Source organism: Croceitalea vernalis (genome assembly GCF_031846405.1).
Lineage (GTDB): Bacteria > Bacteroidota > Bacteroidia > Flavobacteriales > Flavobacteriaceae > Croceitalea > Croceitalea vernalis.
Genome location: NZ_JAVRHU010000001.1, coordinates 958,322 through 983,005 on the forward strand (window position 1 = coordinate 958,322; position 24,684 = coordinate 983,005).

General features: G+C 33.3%; 23 protein-coding genes and 1 tRNA gene. 11 read left to right on the forward strand and 13 right to left on the reverse strand.

Features of this window, described 5'->3' with window-relative positions; all coding sequences use genetic code 11:
* Positions 1-43: 43 nt before the first annotated feature.
* Entirely contained in the window at positions 44-3,778 is a 3,735-nt protein-coding gene (locus RM520_RS04385; RefSeq protein ID WP_311387107.1) for a zinc-dependent metalloprotease, read from the forward strand.
* Complete coding sequence (locus tag RM520_RS04390) at positions 3,775-4,455, forward strand: hypothetical protein (RefSeq protein WP_311387108.1); 681 nt, start codon at positions 3,775-3,777, stop codon at positions 4,453-4,455. The genes RM520_RS04385 and RM520_RS04390 overlap by 4 nt, the downstream gene beginning before the upstream one ends.
* A gap of 2 nt (positions 4,456-4,457) precedes the next feature.
* Here the strand turns inward: RM520_RS04390 and pth are convergent, their stop codons facing one another.
* The 3 genes from pth to RM520_RS04405 all read right to left on the reverse strand — a co-directional run bounded on the left by pth (position 4,458) and on the right by RM520_RS04405 (position 6,832).
* Positions 4,458-5,087: an aminoacyl-tRNA hydrolase gene (pth, locus tag RM520_RS04395; RefSeq protein WP_311387109.1), complete on the reverse strand. Its 630-nt coding sequence runs from the start codon at positions 5,085-5,087 to the stop codon at positions 4,458-4,460.
* A gap of 89 nt (positions 5,088-5,176) precedes the next feature.
* Positions 5,177-5,815 (reverse strand): 50S ribosomal protein L25/general stress protein Ctc, encoded by a 639-nt coding sequence (locus RM520_RS04400; RefSeq protein WP_311384495.1) that lies wholly within the window; start codon positions 5,813-5,815, stop codon positions 5,177-5,179.
* 75 nt (positions 5,816-5,890) lie between these two features.
* A complete protein-coding gene (locus RM520_RS04405; RefSeq protein ID WP_311384496.1) occupies positions 5,891-6,832 on the reverse strand; it encodes a ribose-phosphate pyrophosphokinase in 942 nt (313 codons plus the stop codon).
* 153 nt (positions 6,833-6,985) lie between these two features.
* On the opposite strand from RM520_RS04405, the gene RM520_RS04410 reads away from it, so the two are divergent.
* The 4 genes from RM520_RS04410 to RM520_RS04425 all read left to right on the forward strand — a co-directional run bounded on the left by RM520_RS04410 (position 6,986) and on the right by RM520_RS04425 (position 9,882).
* A tRNA-Leu gene (locus RM520_RS04410) sits at positions 6,986-7,066 on the forward strand.
* A 210-nt stretch (positions 7,067-7,276) separates the two neighbouring features.
* Entirely contained in the window at positions 7,277-7,468 is a 192-nt protein-coding gene (locus RM520_RS04415) for a hypothetical protein (RefSeq protein ID WP_311384497.1), read from the forward strand.
* Positions 7,469-7,471: 3 nt separating this feature from the next.
* Positions 7,472-8,782, forward strand: a complete 1,311-nt coding sequence (locus RM520_RS04420; protein WP_311384498.1) for an alpha/beta fold hydrolase — start codon at positions 7,472-7,474, stop codon at positions 8,780-8,782.
* Between the two features lie 260 nt (positions 8,783-9,042).
* Complete coding sequence (locus RM520_RS04425) at positions 9,043-9,882, forward strand: exonuclease/endonuclease/phosphatase family protein (protein ID WP_311387110.1); 840 nt, start codon at positions 9,043-9,045, stop codon at positions 9,880-9,882.
* Positions 9,883-10,130: 248 nt separating this feature from the next.
* On the opposite strand, the gene RM520_RS04430 is transcribed toward RM520_RS04425, so the two are convergent.
* From RM520_RS04430 to RM520_RS04475, 10 genes are all read right to left on the reverse strand, one after another.
* A complete protein-coding gene (locus RM520_RS04430; protein ID WP_311387111.1) occupies positions 10,131-10,793 on the reverse strand; it encodes a hypothetical protein in 663 nt (220 codons plus the stop codon).
* Positions 10,794-10,846: 53 nt separating this feature from the next.
* Complete coding sequence (locus tag RM520_RS04435; RefSeq protein WP_311387112.1) at positions 10,847-11,383, reverse strand: hypothetical protein; 537 nt, start codon at positions 11,381-11,383, stop codon at positions 10,847-10,849.
* 138 nt (positions 11,384-11,521) lie between these two features.
* Entirely contained in the window at positions 11,522-12,187 is a 666-nt protein-coding gene (locus RM520_RS04440; RefSeq protein ID WP_311387113.1) for a hypothetical protein, read from the reverse strand.
* A gap of 161 nt (positions 12,188-12,348) precedes the next feature.
* On the reverse strand, positions 12,349-12,825 hold the full coding sequence (locus tag RM520_RS04445; RefSeq protein ID WP_311387114.1) for a hypothetical protein: 477 nt from the start codon (positions 12,823-12,825) through the stop codon (positions 12,349-12,351).
* Between the two features lie 25 nt (positions 12,826-12,850).
* Complete coding sequence (locus RM520_RS04450; RefSeq protein ID WP_311387115.1) at positions 12,851-13,525, reverse strand: hypothetical protein; 675 nt, start codon at positions 13,523-13,525, stop codon at positions 12,851-12,853.
* 139 nt (positions 13,526-13,664) lie between these two features.
* Positions 13,665-14,165: a hypothetical protein gene (locus tag RM520_RS04455; protein ID WP_311387116.1), complete on the reverse strand. Its 501-nt coding sequence runs from the start codon at positions 14,163-14,165 to the stop codon at positions 13,665-13,667.
* Positions 14,158-14,364 carry a YodC family protein gene (locus tag RM520_RS04460; RefSeq protein WP_311387117.1) on the reverse strand — a complete coding sequence of 69 codons (207 nt, stop codon included), beginning with the start codon at positions 14,362-14,364 and terminating at the stop codon, positions 14,158-14,160. Before RM520_RS04460 ends, RM520_RS04455 begins: the two co-directional genes overlap by 8 nt.
* A gap of 288 nt (positions 14,365-14,652) precedes the next feature.
* On the reverse strand, positions 14,653-15,237 hold the full coding sequence (locus RM520_RS04465; protein WP_311387118.1) for a DUF4760 domain-containing protein: 585 nt from the start codon (positions 15,235-15,237) through the stop codon (positions 14,653-14,655).
* A 212-nt stretch (positions 15,238-15,449) separates the two neighbouring features.
* Complete coding sequence (locus RM520_RS04470) at positions 15,450-16,781, reverse strand: AAA family ATPase (RefSeq protein ID WP_311387119.1); 1,332 nt, start codon at positions 16,779-16,781, stop codon at positions 15,450-15,452.
* Positions 16,782-17,073: 292 nt separating this feature from the next.
* Complete coding sequence (locus RM520_RS04475; protein ID WP_311387120.1) at positions 17,074-17,637, reverse strand: hypothetical protein; 564 nt, start codon at positions 17,635-17,637, stop codon at positions 17,074-17,076.
* 333 nt (positions 17,638-17,970) lie between these two features.
* Between RM520_RS04475 and RM520_RS04480 the strand changes: the two genes are divergently transcribed.
* The 5 genes from RM520_RS04480 to RM520_RS04500 all read left to right on the forward strand — a co-directional run bounded on the left by RM520_RS04480 (position 17,971) and on the right by RM520_RS04500 (position 24,499).
* On the forward strand, positions 17,971-18,138 hold the full coding sequence (locus RM520_RS04480) for a hypothetical protein (RefSeq protein ID WP_311384508.1): 168 nt from the start codon (positions 17,971-17,973) through the stop codon (positions 18,136-18,138).
* 65 nt (positions 18,139-18,203) lie between these two features.
* A complete protein-coding gene (locus RM520_RS04485) occupies positions 18,204-20,141 on the forward strand; it encodes a tetratricopeptide repeat-containing sensor histidine kinase (protein WP_311387121.1) in 1,938 nt (645 codons plus the stop codon).
* 10 nt (positions 20,142-20,151) lie between these two features.
* A complete protein-coding gene (locus RM520_RS04490; protein WP_311387122.1) occupies positions 20,152-20,817 on the forward strand; it encodes a DNA-binding response regulator in 666 nt (221 codons plus the stop codon).
* 291 nt (positions 20,818-21,108) lie between these two features.
* Complete coding sequence (locus tag RM520_RS04495) at positions 21,109-21,849, forward strand: DUF805 domain-containing protein (protein WP_311387123.1); 741 nt, start codon at positions 21,109-21,111, stop codon at positions 21,847-21,849.
* Complete coding sequence (locus RM520_RS04500) at positions 21,839-24,499, forward strand: hypothetical protein (protein ID WP_311387124.1); 2,661 nt, start codon at positions 21,839-21,841, stop codon at positions 24,497-24,499. The genes RM520_RS04495 and RM520_RS04500 overlap by 11 nt, the downstream gene beginning before the upstream one ends.
* The last annotated feature ends 185 nt before the right edge of the window (positions 24,500-24,684 follow it).

Consider the following 24,684-nt stretch of genomic DNA (forward strand, 5'->3'; position numbering starts at 1 on the left):
ATAAAAAAGGCGTACTTTTGAAAATAGGCACCCCCATTTTTGGATGAAAGCTAAATTACATCTTGTTTTATCAATAACCATATTTTTTAGCTGGTTTTACGGATTCTCGCAAAACGAATATTGGAAGCCTGTTATTTCTTCTACTCAGGCCACCGTTTCAGATACAATTAATAAAAATTTAGAATTTGAATTAAATAACACCCTTTTTAATAAAGCTCTTTTTGCGGATGCTCAAACAGTCTATTTTCCAAATATGAAAGGGAATTTAGAGTCTTTCAAGATTCAAGAAAAAGCTATTTTTCACCCTGACCTTTCCGCTAAATATCCGCATATTAAATCTTTCGTAGGGTGGAATAAGGCGCGAGATAGAAAAGTTGTATTTAGTATTTCACATCATGGCTTACAAGTCATGTTTGTCGATCATGCTAAAGGTGAATCAGTTTTTATTGAGAAAGTTTCCAAAGGAAAAAAGCCCTACAAGGTCTTTAAAAACTCCCTTCATAAATCTTCTTTTGAATGTAAAACCGAAGATTTAAAACGTGCTCAAAATAAAACTAAAAAAGGGATTTTAATTGACGATCAAACTTTAAGAACATTTAGGATTGCGGTATCAGCAACAGGTGAGTATACCGCGTATCATGGGGGCGCAACTTCAGATGCTTTAGCTGCTATTAATGCTACTTTAACAAGAATTAATGAGGTCTTTGAAACTGATTTAGGAGTACGATTAGAATTAATTGCTAATAACGATCGGGTGATTTACACCGACCCATCTACAGATCCATATACCAATAGCCTTAATGCTCAGGTTCAAAATGTTTTGACTACAAGAATCGGTGAAAATAATTATGATGTAGGTCATCTATTTCATAAAGATAATGACAATGGAAATGCCGGGTTTATTGGCTCTGTATGCGCTAATAATAGAAAAGGAAGTGCTTTTTCATCGGCCTTAGTGCCTGAAGGAGATGCTTTTGATTTAGATTATGTGGCGCATGAACTTGGGCACCAATTTGGAGCTAACCATACTTGGTCTTTTGAGTCGGAAAATACCGGGGTACAAGCTGAACCTGCTAGTGGTACAACTATTATGGGTTATGCGGGGATTGTGGATGGAAACAATGTTGCTGGCAATGGAGATGATTATTTTCATCACAACAGTATTGTACAAATAGCTAGTTTTTTGCAGACAACCTCCTGCGCAGTTACCACCTCGTTAAGCAACGAGCCACCCATAATTACACCAATTGGTAATTTTAAAATACCCAAAGGAACGCCTTTTGTACTTTCTGGTAATGCGAGTGATGCAGATAGTAATGATGTATTAACTTTTACTTGGGAGCAAGTAGATGATGGAGTTGTCACCACAACGACTTTTGGTCCTGATAATGTGGTTGGTGCAAACTTTAGATCATTACCACCATCAACAAGTTCTGATAGGTATTTTCCTCGGCTATCTCGGGTCGTCAATAACCAATTAGAGCAGTCAAATCCGGATATAAATGATGCCTGGGAAACCATATCAAATATTGAGCGCGATTTAAACTTCGCGCTTACAGTAAGAGACAATTCTTCAGAAGTTGGTCAAACAAGTTCTGACATGGTAACCGTTAGTGTTGTTAATGATGCTGGCCCTTTTGTGGTTACTTCACAAAATGCAAGTGAGGTTTATGATGCTGGTAGTATTCAAGAGGTTACATGGGAAGTAGCAAATACTAATGGTACCGAAATCAATACCACTTTGGTTGATATTTATGTATCTATAGATGGTGGATTTAATTTTCCATTCTTGGTCGCAGATGATATACCTAATAATGGTTCGGCACAAATTCAAATTCCGGGTGAAGCGACGAACAGTGCACGAATAATGGTGAAAGCTAGTGACAACGTTTTTTTTGCACTCAATACTGTTGATTTTACGATTTCTTCGTCTGCCGTAGTTTTGAATTTTGATAACTTGGTTTTTGAGGTCTGTACACCAGATAATTTACAAATTCCCTTCACCTTTGAGACTTTTAATGGCTTTGCCGAAACAGTTAGTTTTAGTGCCAATGTACCAGATGGGCTAACTTCGATTTTTTCGCCAATTCAAGCTTCAGCAAATGCCACTCCGGTAACCTTAGACATCACAAATATTGCGTCGTTAGATTCAGGCGCATACCCAATTGAAATCATTGCTACTGCACCAAGTTTTAGCAGCAGTACGAGCATTACCCTAAGTGTTTTTGAAAATAATTTTGAAACAGTGACTTTAACCTCACCCTTAAATGAAGCCACTGCAACTTTTGTAAATCCAGACTTTTCATGGATTGAAGATGAAAATGCCAAGCAATACGAAATTCAAATAGCATCTGATGATTTGTTCACAACAATTGTGGAAACTGCGGTAGTGACTTTTGCTACTTTTGAAAGTTCTAATCTAGCATCGGAAACAACTTATTTTTGGCGTGTTCGACCCATAAATGACTGTGGACAAGGAGTTTTTAGCCCGGCCTTTACTTTCACAACATCTGTTATTGATTGTAAAGCTTTTGATACTGATGAACAACCAGTTGAAATAGTAGTTGAGACTCCTTCGACCATAACTTCAAAAATTAGTTTTGTTGAAGATTTAAGGGTTTCAGACATCAATGTAAACCTTGAAGTTTCTCATACCTATTTAGAAGACCTTATCATTAGTTTAACCTCGCCATTAGGCAGTACTGTCGTATTAACTTCCAAGTCATGCGGAAGCTTAAATAATATGAATGTCATTTTTGATGATGATGGGGTACCGATTAATTGTAGCGGTAATCCTGCTTTAGAAGGGACAATAAGACCCTTGGGTTCTTTATCATCTTTTAATGGAGAGTCACTTTTAGGTGATTGGATATTAACCATTGAAGATACCGCTGCTTCTGATGGTGGTGCTCTAGAATCATTTTCACTTGATGTTTGTGTAGAAGGTTTGTTTAGACCTGATGAGGATGAAGATGGGGTATTTGATGATGGTGATGATTTATGTTTAGGTACACCAAAAGGCATAAAAGTGGACACCTCTGGTTGTCCTTTAAATGATTTCGCGCAGAACAATTTTAATATTGCGATACAGAGTGAATCATGTATTACAAATAATGATGGTAGTATTCAAATTGAAGTAGTTGACACGGCCATAAATTATACCGCAAGTTTATCAGGTAATGGGGTAGATTTAATTGTTGATTTTACAAACAATCATTCTTTTCAAGGCCTTTCTTCTGGTATTTATACCCTTTGTGTAGATGGTAGCGACGAGGCTATCACCTATAGAGCACAATGTTTTGAAGTAGTCATAGTAGAGCCTCAAATATTGGAGGTATTAACTGAAATATTACCTGATTCACAAAGTCTTCAGATTGATTTATCTGGGTCTGAGTTTTATACTGTTGAAGTCAATGGGGTAGCCGTACAGACTATTGAAAACACTATAACGGTCGATTTAATTAACGGGAATAACACCTTGAAGGTTTTTACTTCCTTGCCTTGTCAAGGCGTTTATGAAGAACAAATAATCGTTGCTGAGAAACCGATACTTTTTCCTAATCCGGTTGATGAATATGTCACCATTCAGGGTAATGGTAATGACCAAAAGGCATTCTTTGAGGTTTTTGCCCTAAACGGACAATTAATTTTTAGCAAAACTTATGAGCAAAAAGGCAAAGAATTAAACGTTAATCTCTCTTATTTGCCAAATGGACTGTATTATGCCGTATTAACTTCAAATAATGTGCGTTATACGTATAAGGTTATAAAGCGATGAAAAAGTTTTTATACTTATGGGTTTTTGTAATGGCAGTTGGCTGTAGCAATGATGACGGTCCACCTCCGCCACCAGAAGGGGCTACGCTTTTGTTTCCTTTAGAAAGTTCAGAGTGCACGACTGGAGTGAGTATAAATGAAGATTTAAGCCAGGTAACTTTTGAATGGATGCCAGCCAAAAATGTTGATTTATTTACCCTAACGGTAATTAACCTAAACACAAATACCCCACAGGCAATAACATCTGCTTCTACTTCGGTTGCCCTTTCAATTGAAAAAGGAGCTCCTTTTTCTTGGTCTGTAACCTCGTCCAATAATAGATCTGATATTTCTGCTACAAGTGATAATTGGTTGTTTTATAATGCGGGCTCGCAAACCACATATGCTCCTTTTCCAGCACAGGTGATAACGCCTAAACCGGGTTCTACCGTTTTAATGAACTCGACTAATGAAGTTGTTTTAAAATGGCTAGGAGGAGATGTTGAAGATAATATCGTACAGTATGAGGTCTTCTTTTCAGAGCAAAACCCACCAACAGAATCATTAACCTTAACTAACGAAATAGAAGAAAGAACAGTAAGCGTTATTTCTGAGACAACGTATTATTGGAAAATTATCACGACAGATAATGAAGGCAACACCTCAGATTCTGGTGTCTTTGATTTTAAAGTATTGTAGCCCTACCTGCCATTAAATTGGTTCATGGTATTTTTAACTCCAGCAAAAATAAAGGAAAGTATAAGTGCTGTGGCTTTTTTGAGTCGCTCCGGCATTTGCTGCATTTCATCACCATTCCACTCACCTAAAACAAAATCTACCTGTCTTCCTTTTCCAAAATCTGCACCAACACCAAACCTGAAACGATTGTATGTAGCAGTTTGTAGGGTGTTTTGAATGTCTTTGAGTCCATTATGACCACCATCACTACCCTTAGTCTTTAGTCTAATTGTTCCAAAGCTGAGGTTAATATCATCAGTGATAATTAACACGTTCTCTAAAGGAATATTTTCTTTTTCCATCCAATACCGCACCGCCTTGCCACTTAAATTCATGTAGGTAGCTGGTTTTAAGCATAAGATACTTTTGCCTTTAAATTTAAAGCTGGCAATTGCTCCCAATTTCGCGTCTTCAAAAGTGAACTCTTGGCTTTTAGAAAGCTCATCTAATACTTTAAAGCCAATATTATGGCGTGTGTTTTCATACTTCGCTCCAATATTACCTAATCCGACGACTAAAAACTTTTTCATGATATCTGTTTCGCTCAGAATTTCACTTTTCGATTTAAAAATGGATGAGAACCATTTTAACATGGAAGTTGAATTTCTTCAAAAATACAAAAGCATTCAAAATCAAGTCTTTCAACTTGATTTTGAATGCTTCTTTTTTCAGTAAACTAAATTTATTCAGCTCCTTCTGCAGCCGGTGCTTCTGCTGGCGCATCACCACCTTCAGCTCCTTCTTCTCCTTCTTCATCTTCTTCATCTTCAATTGCATTACGAGATGCTTTAACTTGAACAACAGCTGTACTGTCTGGGTGAAGAATTGTAAAATCATCGTTTAACAAGGTTTCAACTGCAATCGTTTGACCGATTTTAAGTGTTGAAATATCAATCGTGATAAAATCAGGTAAAAGGTCTGGTAAGGCTTTAATAGAAAGTTTTCTTTTTCTAAATAATAAGCGACCACCGTTTCTTACCCCTGGTGAATTTCCTTCTAAACGAACAGGAATGTTCATTGTAACAGCTTTATCTGCAAATAATTGATAAAAATCAATATGCAAAATTTTATCAGTTACTGGGTGAAATTGAATGTCTTGTAATACAGCTTTCAATGTTTCACCACCGTCTAACTCAATTACAGCAGTATATGCGTTAGGGGTGTACACTAATTTTTTGAACGCTAGTTCATCAGCTGAAAAGTGTAATGGTTTTTCCCCTCCGTATATCACGCAAGGGACCTTTCCAGCATTACGTAGAGCTTTGGTAGAAACCTTGCCCACGCTTTCTCTTTGGGATCCTTTGATAGTAATTGACTTCATTATATAAATTAAATATTAATAATTCTTTATTTACCCGTTATTGGCGCCCCTAAATGTTAAGGGATGGGTCTGCCTTTACATTAAAAATTTTGATGATATTGAAGTATTGTGGTGCACTCGATTCATTACATCTGAAAACAAATCTGCACAGCTCAAAACTTTTACTTTATCACTCTTTACTTCACTTGGTATAGAATCTGTTATGATTAATTCTTTTAAAAGTGAGTTTTCAATTCTTTCGTAAGCATTGCCAGATAACAAACCATGTGTGGTAATTGCTCTAACACTTAAAGCACCTCTTTCCATCATTAAATCAGCCGCTCTGGTTAAGGTGCCTGCGGTATCCACCATATCATCTACAAGAACTACATTTTTGCCCGTCACATCACCAATAAGCTCCATATGTGATATCACATTGGCTTTAGCACGTTGTTTGTAACAAATAACCACATCACATTCTAAGGCTTTTGAATAGGCATAGGCTCTTTTTGAACCACCCATATCAGGCGAAGCAACACATAAGTTATCTAAGCCTAATTCTTTTAAGTACGGCAAAAATAATGTGGAAGCGAATAAATGATCTACTGGTTTTTCAAAAAACCCTTGAATTTGATCTGCATGCAGATCCATGGTAATGATTCTTGTAGCCCCGGCAGCTTCTAGCATTTTTGCCACCAATTTCGCAGCAATAGGTACTCTTGGTTTATCTTTTCGGTCTTGTCTAGCCCAACCAAAGTAGGGCATAACCGCTGTTATGTGCCTTGCTGAAGCTCTTTTAGCAGCATCAATCATGAGCAACATTTCCATTAAATTTTCAGAACTTGGGTTGGTAGAACCAATAATGAAAATACGCGCACCACGAATAGACTCTTCAAATGATGGTTGAAATTCGCCATCACTATATCTTGAAAATTTTACTTTACCAAGCTCTGCACCATAAGAAGCCGCAATTTTTTCGCCCAAAGCGGTACTCTGGGTACAAGCAAAAATTTTAGGTTCTGGAACTTGATACGGCATGCTAAACTTTTATTTTTAAGCCTTTTAACTTCTTTTTATTAAAAGAGGTGCAAATTTAAAAATTAATCTCGGTTGCTAAAGGATAATTGTATGAATTTTAGTTTTTGAAATGAAATTATTTTTTAGCTTTGCAATCCGTTTAAAATTTATCATGCTCGAGTGGCGGAACTGGTAGACGCGCTGGATTCAAAATCCAGTTCCTTTGGAGTGTGGGTTCGATTCCCACCTCGAGTACTTTACAAATCCTCAACTATTTAAAAATAAGATAGTTGGGGATTTTTTTGGTAAAAATCTTTCCGAACTATTTAAAAATCTACAATTTTCCTTCGGGTTAAACATAAACCCAACTCGCCTAAGCTGATACCAATTAATTTAGAGCAATAGACTTGTAAGAAATAGCAAATTATTATAATAAGTGTAATTTAACCTCCCAATAAGATTACAATGAGAAAAACATTATTTATCATCGGGTTGATAATAGCCTTGATAACCATAATTTATAGTTTTTTTGGAATGGGGGACACAGGTGATTTTTTTGGTATTGAATTAAATATTTGGATATATCGCTTAATTTGGCTTGTGTTATTTGGTGTAATTCTAAAAGGATATTTGAAAGAATCTGGAAAATTGAAATAAAGGATGAAAATCAAATTTATAACATTGACCGCCATACTGGCTTTTGCATTTGGCCTAAGCGCTCAGGAAAGATTCAATAATAGCTGGACCTCAGTTTCTCAAGTTGTCAATATTGATGCCTATCTAGGTATGGAGTTTAAGTTGTCTGGTCTTCTAAAAAAGAACCCCGGTAATGAATCCGGCTTATCATCAATATGGGCAAGGGTAGATACCAAAGATGGTTCAGGTGGTTTCTTTTCGAACCCGTATAATGAATTTGAAGTGGGAAATTCTTGGAAGCATTTCAAAATTAATGGTAAAATAGACGAAACTGCCAAACATTTAGTAGTGGGAGTTTTTTGCATGAACAACGGTCTTTTTTATTTTGACGACATTCTACTAAGAATAAAAACTAAAGAAAACAAATGGAAAGAAATCCCCTTGGTAAATCCGAGTTTTGAGGAAGAAACTGATACTGGACAGGATATCTGGGGGGACTACTATAGCTCTTTGGTAAACCAGTTTTCGATTAATATCGAGAATGATAAAGAGAACCAAGAAAATAAAGTTCTTAAAATTGTCGGGACAGGCGTACCAGGTGCAAATAAAGAAATGGGCAACTATGCTGAAGTAAATGGTGTCAATATATACTATGAGATTTATGGAAAGGGAGATCCTCTTCTTCTTCTACACGGAGCGGGTCAGTCGATAGGGGATTATATCAATCAAATCGATGAATTTGCTCAAAACTTTAAGGTAATAGCAATTGATAGTAGGGGAAGGGGAAACTCATCAGACAATAAGGATACTTTAACTTATGTCAACCAAGCCAAAGATGTCAAAGGGTTGATGGATGTTTTAAAGTTGGACTCAGTAGATATAGTAGGCTGGAGTGATGGGGGAATCATCGGTATTATTCTGGCAAAAGACTATCCTGAAAGAGTTAAAAAATTGGTTGCTATGGGAGCCAATATCTTTCCTGATGGATTGCTTGATGAACGATTGGAAAGTCACAGGCAAAAACTTAAAGAAATGAAATCTAAGGGCACGGATTCCCAAAGCATCAATTATAAACTTTACAACTTGTTGTCAAACTATCCTCAAATAGATTTTCCTGATTTGAAACAAATTAAAGCACCTACTCTTGTAGTGGCGGGTGATCATGATGTTATAAAAGACGAACATACTGTCAAGATTTTCCAATCTATCCCCAATGCACATCTAGCTATACTTCCAGGGACCACACATTGGTTTCCCCAGGAAGACCCAAAATTATTTAATAAATTGGTATTGGATTTTTTGAATAAAGAATTCAGTAAACCAGACAGATATTAGTTGTCAAAAAAAGATTACAACTAAGTCTTGAAAGGCATCTTTAAATAGCTATTTTTCATTAGGCGGTATTGTTATAATATTTCTTGAATTTAACCATTATTTTAAATGGTTCTGTGAATCGACGATTCAATATTTAGTAAATTTATATTGTTATACCTAACAGTAATTCTACTGTAATCCATTCCCCCTTTTTTTGACGTTATCGCGAAAATTTATCGCGCTTAATTTTATTATTAATTGAAACCTAAATTCTTATAATTATGGCAACTAACAATTTTACAAAAACGACTGCCTCAATTGCAGCATGGAATCTAGCAACATTCAACCCTCTTTCTGAGGAACGAATACAACTACAGGCAAAGGGTCTAAAATTACTTGACGCTGAGCTAATTACCCTAGTGGAAATCAAAAATGAAGATCATTTAAAAAGTCTAGCAAACCATTTGTCTGATGGCCAAGTGCAATATGATTATGTTTTTAAGGAACAAAGCCCAACCGGAGGAAACGCCAATCATGGTTCTATGCATATTGGAGTTTTATTTAAAAAAGGTGTCGAAATTAGCAATGTAGAACTATTACAGGGCTCAGACTTAGCTAACCCAGGGTATCGGAAGGCTTTTCTTTGTGATGTAGTACTAGGTAAATTTAGTACGAAATTAATAGGAGTTCATTTAAAGTCAGGAAGAACTTTAGAGAATCAAAAAATTAGAGATGAGCAATGTAAGGTGATAGGGGAATATATCAAAAATTTAAGAGGTGGTCCCGACCGAAATCCCGACGTTTTGTTGATGGGAGATTTCAACATGATACCTGGTCAAGACATTAGTAATTTTCATTTGCTCGGAGGAGATGATATCATGGATTTTGTTTCCTCGTGGGATCTTCAAGAACGCTATTCGCATATCTTACCATCTGGTCGAGAAAACTTACTTGATGGTTTTGCCATTAGTAAAAGATATAGTACTGAATATATCAAAGGAAGTCTTCGTTTATTTCCAATGCATTGGACTATGGGAATGGGACAAGCTAAATATCGGGATGAAGTTTCTGACCACCTGCCATTTGTCGCATCATTTGATATTTCAAAAAGTAGAGACTAAAGGCTTTGGTATTATGGCTTTATTTCCGTCTTTTTGAATAGCTTCAGGCTTGTTATGAAATTTTAATCATTGACTAAAAGGTCACATCAACGATTCCATTTATGTTTTTGAATAATGATTTTCACAAGAAGTTTTGGAAGGCTATGAAGGACGGACTCCCTTTAATATTGGTTTATATTCTTGTTCCAGTATTAGTTATTATAGTATTGTATTACTTGATAAAATAAAAAATAGATAATTGGAAGGAGTCAGATGAGGTTAATACCTTCTCTAAATCGATTAAATTCATCTTCTTCAACTTGATTAGCTTCTTTACAATCGACAAAATCAAAACAATAGTAGTAAGAACCGTGTTCTGCATAAACCATTTTTGTCTGTACTCTTAGTGCTTTTGATAATTCTTCATGAAGCAAGGTGTATTCCAAATCATATTCTATAATAGATACATTACCATTTGTTGATACATATTTTTTATTAATTAAATCGGAGTCTTTAATATAATTCATTCTTGCAGATGCCATTGTATCTGAATATTGTACTAAACCCTCAAAGTTATATTCTTCATAATCCGATTTCGGTTCAGCCCAAACAGCAATACTTGGTGAATATTTGCCTATATTTTGCGGGTTATTTTGGTCATATTTAGCAATTATACATATTGGTTCGCCTGTATTTTCCCAAACATATTGCTCGATATCTTTCCATTCATCTGCTAATGATAGTTTCTTTTTTAATTCAACTAAATCTGAAACCTTAACATAGTGCCAGTTATTAGGTTTGTAAAATGCGAGGCCCAAAGCACGATTAACATAGAAGTTATTATTTGTGGTTACTGCTCTTAAAGGGTCAATGGTTAATCCTGCTAAGGCTATTGATGTAACTTTTAAAAAGTTTCTTCGTCCTTGCTTCATTTAGTTTTAAAAATTTTAGTTGGTCAATTTTATTGGTTTATATCAAATTAAGCCTATTTATTATGCTGTCTTAATTTCATTAAAAAATTAGCAACTCTGCTTAGGTTGGATAGTAATAGGTAGCCTATAATTAAATTTATTCCGGCAACAAACCATCTGAAATAATCCCAATAACCAGTTAAACCAGTAGATTCTAGTGGGCTTAATCCTGTAGCAGAAACTTCTTTCTTAAAACCTAAATAACAGTAATGTAAAAACTCTGGTAAATGGTCTAACAACAAAAAACCACCAATAAAAATCAATGCTACTTTCACAATCTCTTCACTGCCCAGATTACCAAATTCTATTCTTTCGTCGTCGAAGGCTTTATCAAGTTTCAAAACATCAATAACAGTGTCTGTTTTTTTAAGTAAGAATAAAAATAACATGATCATAAAAAGAGCTGAGCCAATAATAATTAGAATGGGCCATACCGATGGTTCAAAAAATAAGTAACTGACATTGGTTGGAATAAAATTAAAAATAGTGAGAAGTAATAAGTAGAGAGAAAACAATCTAATTATAACTCTAAAAAAATCTCTTTTTGTCATTTATATTTTATTAATAATTACTAATGAAAGTAAACTTAATTTCAATCCTAGGACTGGTGGAAGCATAGTCCTTCAAATTAAGATAATTGGTTTGTTAATCCAGGGTATTTCTTTTTACTATGAATTCTTGACAAACGGTTATTTTTCAAGTTCGTATAATTCTTTTTCGGTAAATGTTCTAAACGCAAACTTATAACCTTCATAAGCGGCAATTCCATAAAACAATAAATCCATTCCACTAAAAGTCTCAGTCATTATAGGAATTAATTGGTTGTAGTCAAACAAGGTTAAAGTTTCCAAATAACCTAAACCTTCTGAATTTGCTATAAATCCAATAATACTGAAGAAATTTCCTAAAAGACAGCTCACTAATGCAATTATACCACCTGAAATACCAAAAATTTGGTCAATTCCTTTTCCAGTAATCCTCATTGAAATGCCAACTCCAGCACCAATAGCTACTGCCATAAATCCAATTTGAAATTCAGTCATAACTGTAATAGCACCCCATAAAAGTGCTCCAATTATTCCAACTATTATTCCGGTTATTATGGCTTTCGGAAACTCTTGTTCAGATCTAAATTTCTCTAAATTTTTATCAGATAATTTATACATTAAGTCATTATGTTCAACAGCTTCAGTATCGTCAATTTTCTCTATTACAGTTTCATCTAATTTGAAAGATTTACATTCATTTTCAAAATCGGCCATTTCTCCTGTTAAATTACATAAAAGTCCGACCTTCATATCAAGTCTTCTGTTTGTACATTTTTTGCAGAATTTTAAATGTTGCTCTCTTGTCATTTTGGTTTTTTGTTTTTAAGGTTATGCAATGGTCTCTGTTATTAATTGTTTGCATTGGTTAGCGATTAACTATACAAGTACACTTTAACTGAATATCCGCTAAGATTTTCAGAAGCAGACAAGAACAAGCAATTACTAATAGGCAGTATTGTAGGTGATTTTTAAAAATTCATTGCTAATCCAATACCGTTTCCGTTAGCTATAACTTTAAATTCAGGTTTAAATTCATAGAAGGAGGTTGAATTTAGTGATGAATTATATAATTCAACAGCTTGTTTTGTTTTTTTATTTACACTTGACTGAATTGGAATTCCAATTGCTACAAGTCCGGCACCAATTCCTGCTAATGTCCAGTTCGCATCTCCACCACCAATAGCAGTTCCAATGGGCCAACCAATTAGTCCACCACCAGCAAAGCCAATAATTGAAGCTAGAGTATTGTTCGATTGTGCTTTTTTTATTAAGTCAAACGCTTGTTGATCAGATTCCATTGTTTTGACTAAACCTTTCATGGTCATCAAATTTCCATCTTGAGTGTATTTGTATCCGCCAAATACTTTTTCCATTTCAATTTTTTGGGCATTACAAAAGGTCATTGTTGCTATAGCCAAAATCAAGGTCACAATTGTTTTGTTCATTTTTTTATGGTTTAGTTGAATTAAATTAATCTACCTGCTTTATTATTTTTGTACTATCAATTAAGAACATTGCTTCGGGTATATTTTCTTGCTTAATTTCAGTGGCATAAGAAACCGACTTAAAAAGACCCTCATATTCGTGCTCGTTTCTAATACATATGGACTGTGATAAATCAACAAATTGATTCCAAAAACCACTAGTATGGTTTTTATACTTTTCAGGGTTGAGTTTGTATTTTGGATTAAAAAAATGCTTGCCTCGAACAACCTTGAAAAATGAATTTGGGTCATTATTTTCGTAGTCTATAGAAACATAGTCACACATTTCACCTAAAACCTCTTTCTTTTCATTAGTAACCTTTTTTAATATTAAGAGCTTATTTTTTTCGAGGTTTAGAGGAGATTTATAAATGGTATCGGAGTTTTCATAGATTACATATGAGAAGCCCTCATCCAATCTGATGATTGTTTTCATAGCGCCAAGCTCGCCTGTTCCATTATGGACCATAATGTACTTATCTTCTTTGACGAAGGCATTAAAAGAATCGCCCATTTGGGTCTCTAGGTAGCCATCTGGTATGTTTTTATTGATTGTTTCATATTCAATGGTATAATGAATTTTTCCCTCAAAATACTCTTGCGAATAACTTAGAAATGACATTGTGAAAAACGCAAGAACTAAATATTTTGTACTACTCATGAATTGAATTTTAATCTTTTATTTGAACTTATTCAACGTGTTTTTGTTTGATTAGTTGCGTGGCGCGACCATTGGATTAGTAAAAATTTTCGCAAATAGGCGAGAACAAGCAATTACTTAAAGCCATTGTTACAAACAGTTATTTTATCATTTCATCTCCAATTTCTTCAAGTTTGGCAGACAATGATTTCATTTTACTTCTTATTCTTTGTTTTTCCTGATAATTAATTCCAGAATCTTTTGAAATTAAATCAGCATATGAATTTAGCATAGCTGTGTAAAGAGATATTTTGGAACTTAATTCCATATTCTCAGCTTGTTTTGCTAATGCTTGTTCAGATTTCTCTTGAGCAGATGCAGAACGATTTAATTCCTTTCTTGTCAGTTCCAGTTCATTTCTTTGCAATGCAAGTTCTTCACTCTGCATCTTTAATTGATTTTGCTGAAGGATAATGGTATATATTATTCCTGCAAAAGCCAATCCTGAAATCATTGCGTTTAAAGCACCAAATGAATCTCCAAATGTCCCTCTATCGGTTAAATCAGGATATTCTCTAGCGAGCACAATCGGATATAAAGCGAAAATTGCTATTAATACGAGCAAAAACACTATAAATGTTATGACCTTTCCTTTACTCATCTTCATTTTTAACTAAAGCGTCTTGTTCGAAAGGCCGAGATTCTAATTTACCGTCATTGTCGAACCAAGTGCAAACGACAACGTGGTCACTTTCTTTACTATAATCCCAACCAGTTTCCAATTTATATTTTTCTATTGTCATTATTGGTCCACCAGATTTTAATCTAACTACATCTCCTTTTGTGAATTTTTGTGGCATATCATTTTGGTTTTAATTGTTTGTAACAATTGGCTAAGCATACTTAGGTTCGTTTATCTCTATTTTAGGTGTAATTGACTAAAACCTCAGTAAATACTTACTATTATTGATTTTTAGTAGTATACAGTGCGAATACTAAATGTTTACTAGTAATCGTATATTGTTATTCTTAACGCCTATGAATGGTGAGTTCGCTCACAATTTTCAATGGCACCAGAGAAAATGATTGCATAGAAAGTTAAAAAAAGCTCAAAAGCGCATTCACTATAGATTTTGTTAGATTTAGTCTTATTTCCATTTTATTGCAAGCTCCTCGAATCTGTCAAATATTTTCTGGTTTTTACGTTCCTTCCTTAGATATTCAATGTATGCCTTAAGTACGTTATATGTATCTTGAATTATACCCCTGAAGAATTCTTTCAATAATGACTCATCAGCCAAATCTTGATCAATTGAAATTGCAAGTTTCTCGTAAAAGTTCATAGTTGCAACCATGGCCTTTCTAGATTCCTTATTTTTTTGAAGATATTCAGCCACTTCCTTCGCCTCTAGTTTTTCGACATCCTTTTTTAGTTGGGCACTTAAAGTTGATAAGGTCGTCATTTCAGGTGTGTTATATTGGCTTACTAGTAATAAAGAGACCTCCTTTTTCTTTAGCGCAATTTGACTTTGATTGTGCTCTTGAATCATATGAACGTTGAGAGCAGCATAAATCAAAGTGGTAATTGTAACTCCCGCTGAGACAATCTTAATGTAGTTATCAAAAGTTGACAGGTCAATTCTGAATATGGCAATGAAAATAATAATTCCAAAAGTTAGCAGAGTGCCTCCTATCAGAATAGTGTATTTGATTTTTATGTTAATGTTATCCATGCTCTATTAAATCTAACGGTCTTGTATATGGCTCGTAGCGTATAAATTAACGATTGTTTTTCGGTTGAACCATAAGCCAGATTTTTAAATTTTACTATTTTTATTTTTTATTTGAAATCGTCAAATTTAAAAATTTGGCGACTTTCCAAACAGGCTTTAACTTCGACTAAGCAACTGATTAGCTATGAGCTATACGTTGTTGCCACACGTTTTTATTCAAGTTTCGTCATTTTTACTATTCGTTCAGCCATTTCGACTAAATCTTTTAAGCTTGATTCTTTCACTTCACTTGATTTTTTCGATTCTCTTTTTCTTAATGGGTCTCTATGAATTTCTTCAAGAGCTGTTTTTATATAGTGAACATACTCTTCATTTCCATCAGTTCCATTTTTCTTTAATTGCTCTGAAAATCCAACAATGGCTTTGGATAGAACCATTTTGTAAGCATAATCTTCTATAATATTTTTCTGCTTTGTGTATTGATTTGCGCAAAAAATTGCTCCAATTATTGGTAATGGAAGCAATGAAATTCTACCAACTAAAACACCAATATTATTTGGATTCGCTTGTAAAATCCAAACACCTAAACAAATAGTTCCAATTAGACAGACTACAGCTCCTAAAATCCAACTCCCAAAAATCCATTTGTTATTCGAGTTTTCGTACTGTCCTTGAAAAGATGCACTAATTCCCTCTGCTGTTGTATAGTTTAAAGCCTTTTTAGATGATTCGATAAGATAATTAGCTTCTTCTAAAATATCCTTTCTCTCTATTTCGTACTCGGATAATTTTTTATTGTTTTCTTCTGTTTTTTGCTCTAAATCATCTAATCTTTTTTCCCTGTCTTGAACCCTATTTGCAAACGAAGTAATTAACTTTTCATTTGATTTACTTTCAGTTTGGGACTCTTTTATTTCGCTAAGATTTTCGGATGCAGATTCCTTAATTGATTCTAAATTAGTGTTTATTGATTCTAAGGTTTCTGATTGCTCTGTTAACTCAGTTTTACGAGTAATAATTGTATCAAGTTCATTTTCTACTTCTTCAAGCTTGTTTTTACTTTTTTCCAATTTTTCTTCAATACTTGTGTTACTTTCATCGATTTCGTCTTTTAATTGTTTTGTGTCAACTAAAACCTGTTGTAACTGAAGTTTTATCTTTCGAACATCTTCAATCTCTTTTTCAAATTCAATTTGTCTTTCTGCGAAATAACGAACATTAAAGCTTCTTAAAAGAACCTTTAAAGCTTCAAATTGAGTAATATAATTGGTAGGACTCTCTAAATAAGTGTCTATTCTTGTTAAATACTTGAGTATATTATTTCTCTCTGTATAGGTTGAAATTTTGGCAAATTTGGATGGATAACGAGTTAATGTAGAAATATCAGTAAGTAAAGCTTCAATTCCACCTATAAGGCCTTTGAAAGTATATTCGCTTTCACTACCATATTTTGTATCACCATAGTCTCTCAAATTCAAATCCTTAATTTGCTCTCGAATTTCATCTCTTTTTTCTCGAATTTGATTGACTGTGTTTAATTCCATAGTTTTTTCTCAAATGTGTGGCAACAATGGGATATAGTTACTTGTTACTCTATTCCGGTTTTAGGGGACATTCGCGAAAACGGCAACAAATAGTTACTATAAATGATTTTTAGCAGTATACTATGCGAATACTAAATGGTTGCTAGTCCTTGTTTATAGTAACTTTTAAATTAATCTTGACTATGAATTGTTGTGTTAGTCAGTGTTATGCTTCGCGTGTGCTAGTTAAAAAGAATAAAGGGTTAAGGCTTACAGAAAAGCGTAATGCTAGCTAACTAAGTTTTCTTAAGCGCTACAAGAACATGAGTATACCAAACGCCACACTTATTGAAATGGTTATTCGCCGCCGGCGAGGCTCGTTCGCTTCTAGTTTATTTTGCTCGTTCACCAGCTTATCTCTTTTGCGTAAAAATTGCCTTAAATTGATTAACCTACCCCCACTTGGTTCATCAATATTATCAGAGGCGATTGCATCTTCTTCAACAATGGAAGCTTCTGGCTTTATATATTCTTGATAGGGCCTAGGTTTAAAATCAATTAACCAACTAATAAGCTCTATATTTTTTACATGTGTTTTTTTAACACCGCCTTTTAAAAAATTGACTACCGGTTTGAATTTGTCACCGTCAAATTTTTGAATTTCGTTAAACCTATTTTCTTCATTTTCAAATTGAAAAAAACGATGAAGAATTCGTTGGTCGTGTTTTGATTTTCTCTTTTCTAAAAGGCTTAAACAAGCTTCTCTAATTTGGCTGGGTGTTGGTTGCGCCAAATAAAAACTCATTTCTCCTCCTTGTTCGTTTTTGTACTGTTTTAAAACAGCCTCTTGATAACTTTTACTTGTCTTTAGTTCCATGGTATGGTTAGAATTTTTGGAATTGGTATGGAATTCTTAGGAACTATTAGAATTCTTGGAATCATCAAAAAAATAACAATTTACCCCGCATAAGTTTGTTCCTAAGATTGATTCACTATGCTTTGCTAACATAGTTTTTCTAGAAAAATCATCTTTACGGAAATCTGTAATGTGGCTAAATTTTGGCCAATTGGAAAGTAGCTCAAACTACCACATACGATTTTCACTTTCCAAAAAACGGAGTGCTCTAAACTCAAATTAGGATTGGTAAAAATTGAATCTGAGAGAACCTCAGACGGCCACTCCCTTGTCAAATTTTTAATAGAAAATAATATGAAAAGAATAGTTATAGCCGTAATGGCACTGGTTTTGAATACTATGTTATTCTCCTGTGATACTGATTCGGTAGCTGAATCTGATAGTCTTTATGATACTGTTGCAACGGAAGGGGATGATGGAAATACGCCTCCGCCTCCGCCACCACAAGCAGGTAGTAATTAATTGCAAAATAATTACTTACTTTAAGCTGTGCCTTTTAATGAAGGCACAGCTTTTAAACCTAACCATTGCAGAAAACTATTTTTTTCATTTTTATAGTATTTATGGTCTCTTGTAGTAATACGCAAGAGAAAGCAGTAAATGGTAATTACATTGATGATCGTTTACAACTACTGTTCATAGCATCACAAAACTTAAAAATTACCGAAGAAGAAAGGCTTGCTACTATAAATAAGGTATTCTACTCTAATAAATTATCGCTTGACGAAGCCTTTTACGGCCAGGTTTTATATCAGAAAAATTGGCTTCATTTAGCCCTTGGACAATATGATAGTTTAAAACTGTGGCATCAGCACTTTATTACCAAAGTCAGCGGAAATGAAAATGACTATTATCTGGCTGAGCAATATTATTTAATGGCTTATTATTTTGATAGTTATACCAGTTATCCAGATAGTGCTTTTATAAATTACAATTTATCAAAAGGGTATTTTGAAAAATTAAGAGATAGTAATTGGATAGGTAAAAATTTACTTAATATGGCTACCATTCAAAAGGATCAAAACGATTTTTTTGGGAGTAAAGAAACCTTAACTGATGCATTGCCTTTTTTAGAAGGAACCAAAGATAGTACAGCACTTGCCGGAGCCTTTAATACTTTAGGAACCAACCATAGAAAATTATTAAATTTTAGTGATGGCATTAAGTATTATAACCAAGCCATAACAACGACTCAAAGCAAAGCGTTCAAATTAATTTATAAAAATAATCTGGGAGCGCTATATATTGATCAGCAAGAATATGACAAAGCCATTTCAATTTTAACCAGTTTAATTAAAGATTCTATTTCATTTGCAAACCAGAAAGAATACGCTCGTGTATTAGATAACTTAGCTTACGCAAAGTGGCTCAATAATAATCCTGTAAGGGTCAAAGATTTTTTAGAACCACTGCGTATTCGACAACAAAACAACTACAAACGTGGTCAAATAGCTAGCTATACCCATCTAGGAGAATTTTACAGTAAAACGAATTCTAAAAAAGCGATTACTTATTTTGATTCGGTGATTCAACTTTCTAAAACTTTAAAAATACCTAGAGCCGAAAAAGATGCTTTAAAGTTTCTCATGGCTCTGCAATCTAAGAAGGTAGACCATTATGTTCGGTATCTGTTTTTACAAGATAGTTTGTATCAAAATGGTTTAAAAGTGAAGACCCAGTTTGCTAAATATAAATATGATGATAAGGTAAGTCAAGAAGAAAATTTACGTTTAGAAAAAAAGAATGCTGAAAAAGAATTGGAAGTGGTAAAACAGCGTAATCAGAAACTTGCGTTCTCAGCTATTGGTAGTTTTTTGCTACTCACTATCGGATTTTTGAGTCACTACTTTGCACAACGAACAAAACGTTTAAAAGAACAAAATAAAACTGCCAAATTAGAGGCTATTTTTGAAACGGAAGCTGAGCTATCTAGAAAACTTCATGACGATTTTGGAGGTAAACTAAACCACGCGATGATGTTATTGCAGAACGGTACTGATAGCGCTGATGTTCTTAATGTTGTTGATGATCTTTATAATCAAAGTAGAGATATTTCAAGAGAAATTAATGATGTTGATACTGGTCCTGCTTATAAGGATACCTTGATGGCCATGATTGGTAATTATTGCAAAAACACAAAATTAATCGTTACGGGTAGTACTGATGTTGATTGGGCTGAAATATCGCCAATAACAAAGAAAACGCTTTACAAAGTGCTTCAAGAATTAATGATTAATATGCAAAAACATAGCGAAGCTAGCTTGGTATCTTTAGCCTTTGTACCATCTAAGAAAGTATTGAAAATCAGTTATTTAGATAATGGAATTGGAGCGTCAAAAAAGCAACTACTTTTAAAAAATGGTTTAGGAAATACAGAAAAGCGTATTCAAGCCATTGGAGGAACTATTATTTTTGATTCGATTAGTGATAAGGGCTTTGAAGCCCTAGTAGAAATTCCGAATTAAAAGGCCTATTATGTTCAACAAAATATTGATTTCCGAAGATTTTCAAGACACTAATAAAGGCATTGTTGAAGCTTTGGAGCGCAGATTTGAGCCGGCAATTATACAAGATGAACTTTATTGTGACAAAGCTTATAACAGGTTTAAAGTCGCCTTTGAAAAAGGCGAGCCGTATTCCCTACTAATTACCGATTTAACTTTTAAAGAAAGTTATGTACCTAGAAGACTTACCTCAGGGAAAGAATTAGTACAGGCTATAAGAACCATAGATCCAGAGATTAAGGTGATTGTAAATTCTATGATTGATAATCCGATAGAGATTAATTCTTTATTCTCTGAACAAAAAATAAATGGATATGTCTGTAAAGGCCGTAATAGTATTAATGATTTAATGAACGCCATACAAGAAGTTCATCAAAATAGAACCTTCGTGTCTCCGCAATTAAATTTAAATACGAATGGGAATATTTTTGAGATGGATAAATATGATATGATGATTTTAAAAGACCTTACCGAAGGTTCGACCAAAAAAGAAATTTCTGAAAAGCTTAAAAAACAGAATATCTCGCCAAATAGTGAAAGTACCATTGATAAAAAGGTAAGTAAGCTGTTTGATGAATTTGGAGCAAAAAATACACATCACCTAATTGCAAAACTTGTGAAACAGGGTAAAATTTAAACGTTAGCATTGGTTATTTTTCAACAGATTTAAATCCTTTCCGGTTTTCTGTAAGAGATTGCTTTTTTGTTAGTTTAGATTTTATGGATAAGGCATATGTAAGTCCAAAATATTATGTGAATAGCTTAGTTAACATCATAAGGTTTAATTACAAAATTGCTGTTTACATTAAATGATACTGAATACTAACCATTCAACCAAAATACTTAACATGAAAAAGAAAGAAATTCCATCTTTTTTGTTAATCAATTATATTCGTTAGTTAAAAAATCTTAACCACTCTTAAGAAACATGTTTAAATCTCCTTTTTCTTTTGATGGTCGTATAAGACGACTCGAATATGGTGTAAGCTATCTAATATACATTCTACTTTATTTTACGGCAGTTTTTATTTGGCAAGAATTAGAAAAAGGAGGAGTTGTTTTCTTTCTTTTATATGTTGTATTTATTTGGTTTTTTATGGCACAAGGCGCAAAAAGATGTCATGATTTGGGAAACAGTGGATTTTATCAATTGATTCCTTTTTATGGTTTATGGCTTATTTTTAAAGATGGAGAGATAAGTGAGAATAAATACGGTTTAAACCCAAAACAGAAAGAGCCAATTAGAATGGTTCGGTCTTCAGATTCTGATACTTTAGCTAAAACGTTATTAAAAGTTAGTAGCTCAGTTCTTCTTAATACTTTATTTATTGCATTTTCAATGGAGTATTTATACACCAATGGATTAGTGTTATTTTTTTGGATAGCGCTGTCTGTTATAATTTGCTATTTTCTGATGTTGATTGTTAATTATCATGGGATGGCATTACCAGATACAAGCAGAATAATTTTTAAACTTCCGATTGTTTATGCAACTCTGCTCTATGTTTGTATCCGTTTATATACAATAAGTTTTCGAGGGTCGGAAGTAGACATGCAGACAATTCGATTAGAGGTATTTCTTTCAATTTTACTAATGCTTTTTACTTATATCCCTTTTCTGTTATACAAAATGATTTTTAAAAATAAAGTTGATAGTTATGAAGCCTAGATTTCACATCATACTATCAATTATAATATTCATATGTATCCTGATATTTGGATTTACTCATAAAATAAGTTCTGGCGATAAAGAAATGTTATTATGGTCTGAGGGTTCTTTAGTTTGGGATGATTTTACAGAAGTAAGAAATATGGATGATGATTATGTTGCAACAATTTATTCTAATATTGCCTGCCCAAATTTAATTACTGAAAATACTTCAAAGGTCTACGCCTTTATGAATCCTAATATTTCTGAACGATTAAAAGATGAGTACGATAGTTACAATGTTCTTAACCATGAGCAGTATCATTTTAATATAACCGAGTATTGCGCACGACTGTTACGAAAAGATTTAGTAAGTCGAGGTTTAGGGGGTTTATCGCTAAAAACCATAAAGGATTTAAAAATAAAGTATATAAAAAAATTAGATAGCCTTCAAAAGGCTTATGATAGTATTACAGATCACAATAGTAATTGGAAAGAACAGAGACAATGGGAGCTAAAAATAGATGATTGGTTAAGACAAACTTCATACTATGAAAATGAGGATATTTATGAATATTATGATTTTTCAAAGAATCGCACTCGTTTTTTTCGAAGTATTTATTTCACATTTACACATAAGATATTAACCTCTTACCCAATTGGTGAAAAAGATATTAAGCATGGAGAGACTTATGAAATCTTATATAATGGACACAAGGAGAAAATAGTTAAGTTTTTCAAAGATGGAAAACTGATTAATGGGGGATATTTTGAAACTGCGATTACTAAAATAATAGAAAAAGAAAAGGATGTTTTTGAAGTTCATTATTTAAATTCTGATGAATCATATAATCAAAATTTAAAAGTTAGTTTAAGGGTAAGCAGTTTAGACGCAAAAAACAATCTGACAACTCATTATTTTAATGGTAATAGGGAAAGAATTGAAAAGAATTCTATTTATGAAACCATATGGAGATATGATTCCAATACAGAGTCCTACTATTCTACATATTTAGATAAGAAAGGGAGAATAACCTTAAACAAGGAAGGTGTTTATCATCAGAAAAGAGTTCTTGACGAAAAGGAAAGGACTATTCTTATTGAGAATTATGATAAGCGCAGAAGATTAAAGAATGACAAGGAGTATATCGCTCGACGTGAGTTAGTTTATAATGAAGAAAACAGAAAAATTTATTACCGTCTATATGATGAAAAAGAAAATTTTGCCTTTCACTTAGGAGACTACCATCTTGCATATGATTACGATGAGAGGGGTAACGTTATTAAGGTAACATCTTTAAATAAAGATGGTAAGCCTACTTACGATGATAATGGGGCTTCTATTTATGAATATACATATGACTTATTTGATAGAGAAATTCTGATAAAAAGATTTAATAAAACTCATCAACCGATTATTGCTAATGACGATTATTTTAAACAAGTAAAAGAGTATGATTCATTAGGTAGAATACAATTACTAGCCTATTATTATCCAGACTATGTTTTAAAATACAGTGATGACTTATGGGGTGCAACCAAGTACATTTATGAAGGAGATAGTATAATAAAAGAGCAAAATTTAGATGCTTATGGTGATATAGTACAAAACGAAAATAATGTTGCGATAACTAAAAAACGTTTTAACAGAAGAAATAAAATGATATCAGAAATCTATCTAGATGTAGATGGTAGTTTTGCAAAAATGGATGATGGCATTGTTGAATACAGATATCAATACGATGAGCATGGCAACACAATTGAAACTTCAACTTATGACTCTATCGGTAGCCTTAAAGAATTTGAGTCAGACGTTGCAATAATTAAATGGGAATACGATGAAAATGGAAATAAATCAAGCACCACATATTTTAATGCAAATAACGAGTTAGCTATTGCAACTGATAGAATTACATACAATATTTATGAATATAGAAAGGATGGGAAACTATTAGAACGGAGAAATTATGATATAAATAAGAAGTCAACTTCATTAAATGGGGTATTTAAAACGAAATTTGTTTTAAACAATGCAGGTTTAGATTCAATTCAATTTCAATATGAATCAAATGGAAAATTGAAAAAAGGTGTTGCAATAACTCGATTCTATTATAATAAATACAACAACTTAACAAGAACAGAATACTATGACTCGTCTAATAGAAGAATCAGAAACTTAGAAGGTGTAAGCGCAGTTAATTATATTTATAATAAACGCCAGTATAAAGTAGGCAATGTTTATTTTAATGAATATAATAGGAGGACAAATAATAATGACGGAGTGTCATTTGAATTTTGGGCTTTGAATGAATTAGGACATACAGTATACCTAAAATATTTGGATAAAAAATCAAAACCTGCAATAGGCCCTAATGGATATCATAAAATCGAATATGAATGGGCTTCACTTGGGGAAACTACTCGAACATCCTATTTTGGAACTGATTTGAAGCCAATAGAAGATGAATATGGCACCGCTATTTATGAATATGAGTTAGAGCCTTCAGGAATGTATACACAAATAAAACGTTATAATAAAAAGGGTGAACTTTCAGAGAATACTCTTGGAACTGCAATTTCAAAATATACTCCTTACCTTGATGGGTTGTACTACTTAGATGAAGAGCTGAATGCTTTAGGCGAAGTAGTAAATGACTCTATTTCTAAATAGAAACGGACCAAACCCTGTATTGTACTGCAAGCCCCAAAGCTTGACAAACTTTATACTATACTTTTGAGAAACTGAACTAATATTTTGATTCTTTTATTTTTAATATTGAGAATTTCATGATAATGATTCAATGAATTTTTATAAATATAAAGGCGCCTTGGAGAATCTTTTGTGGAGCTTTACCT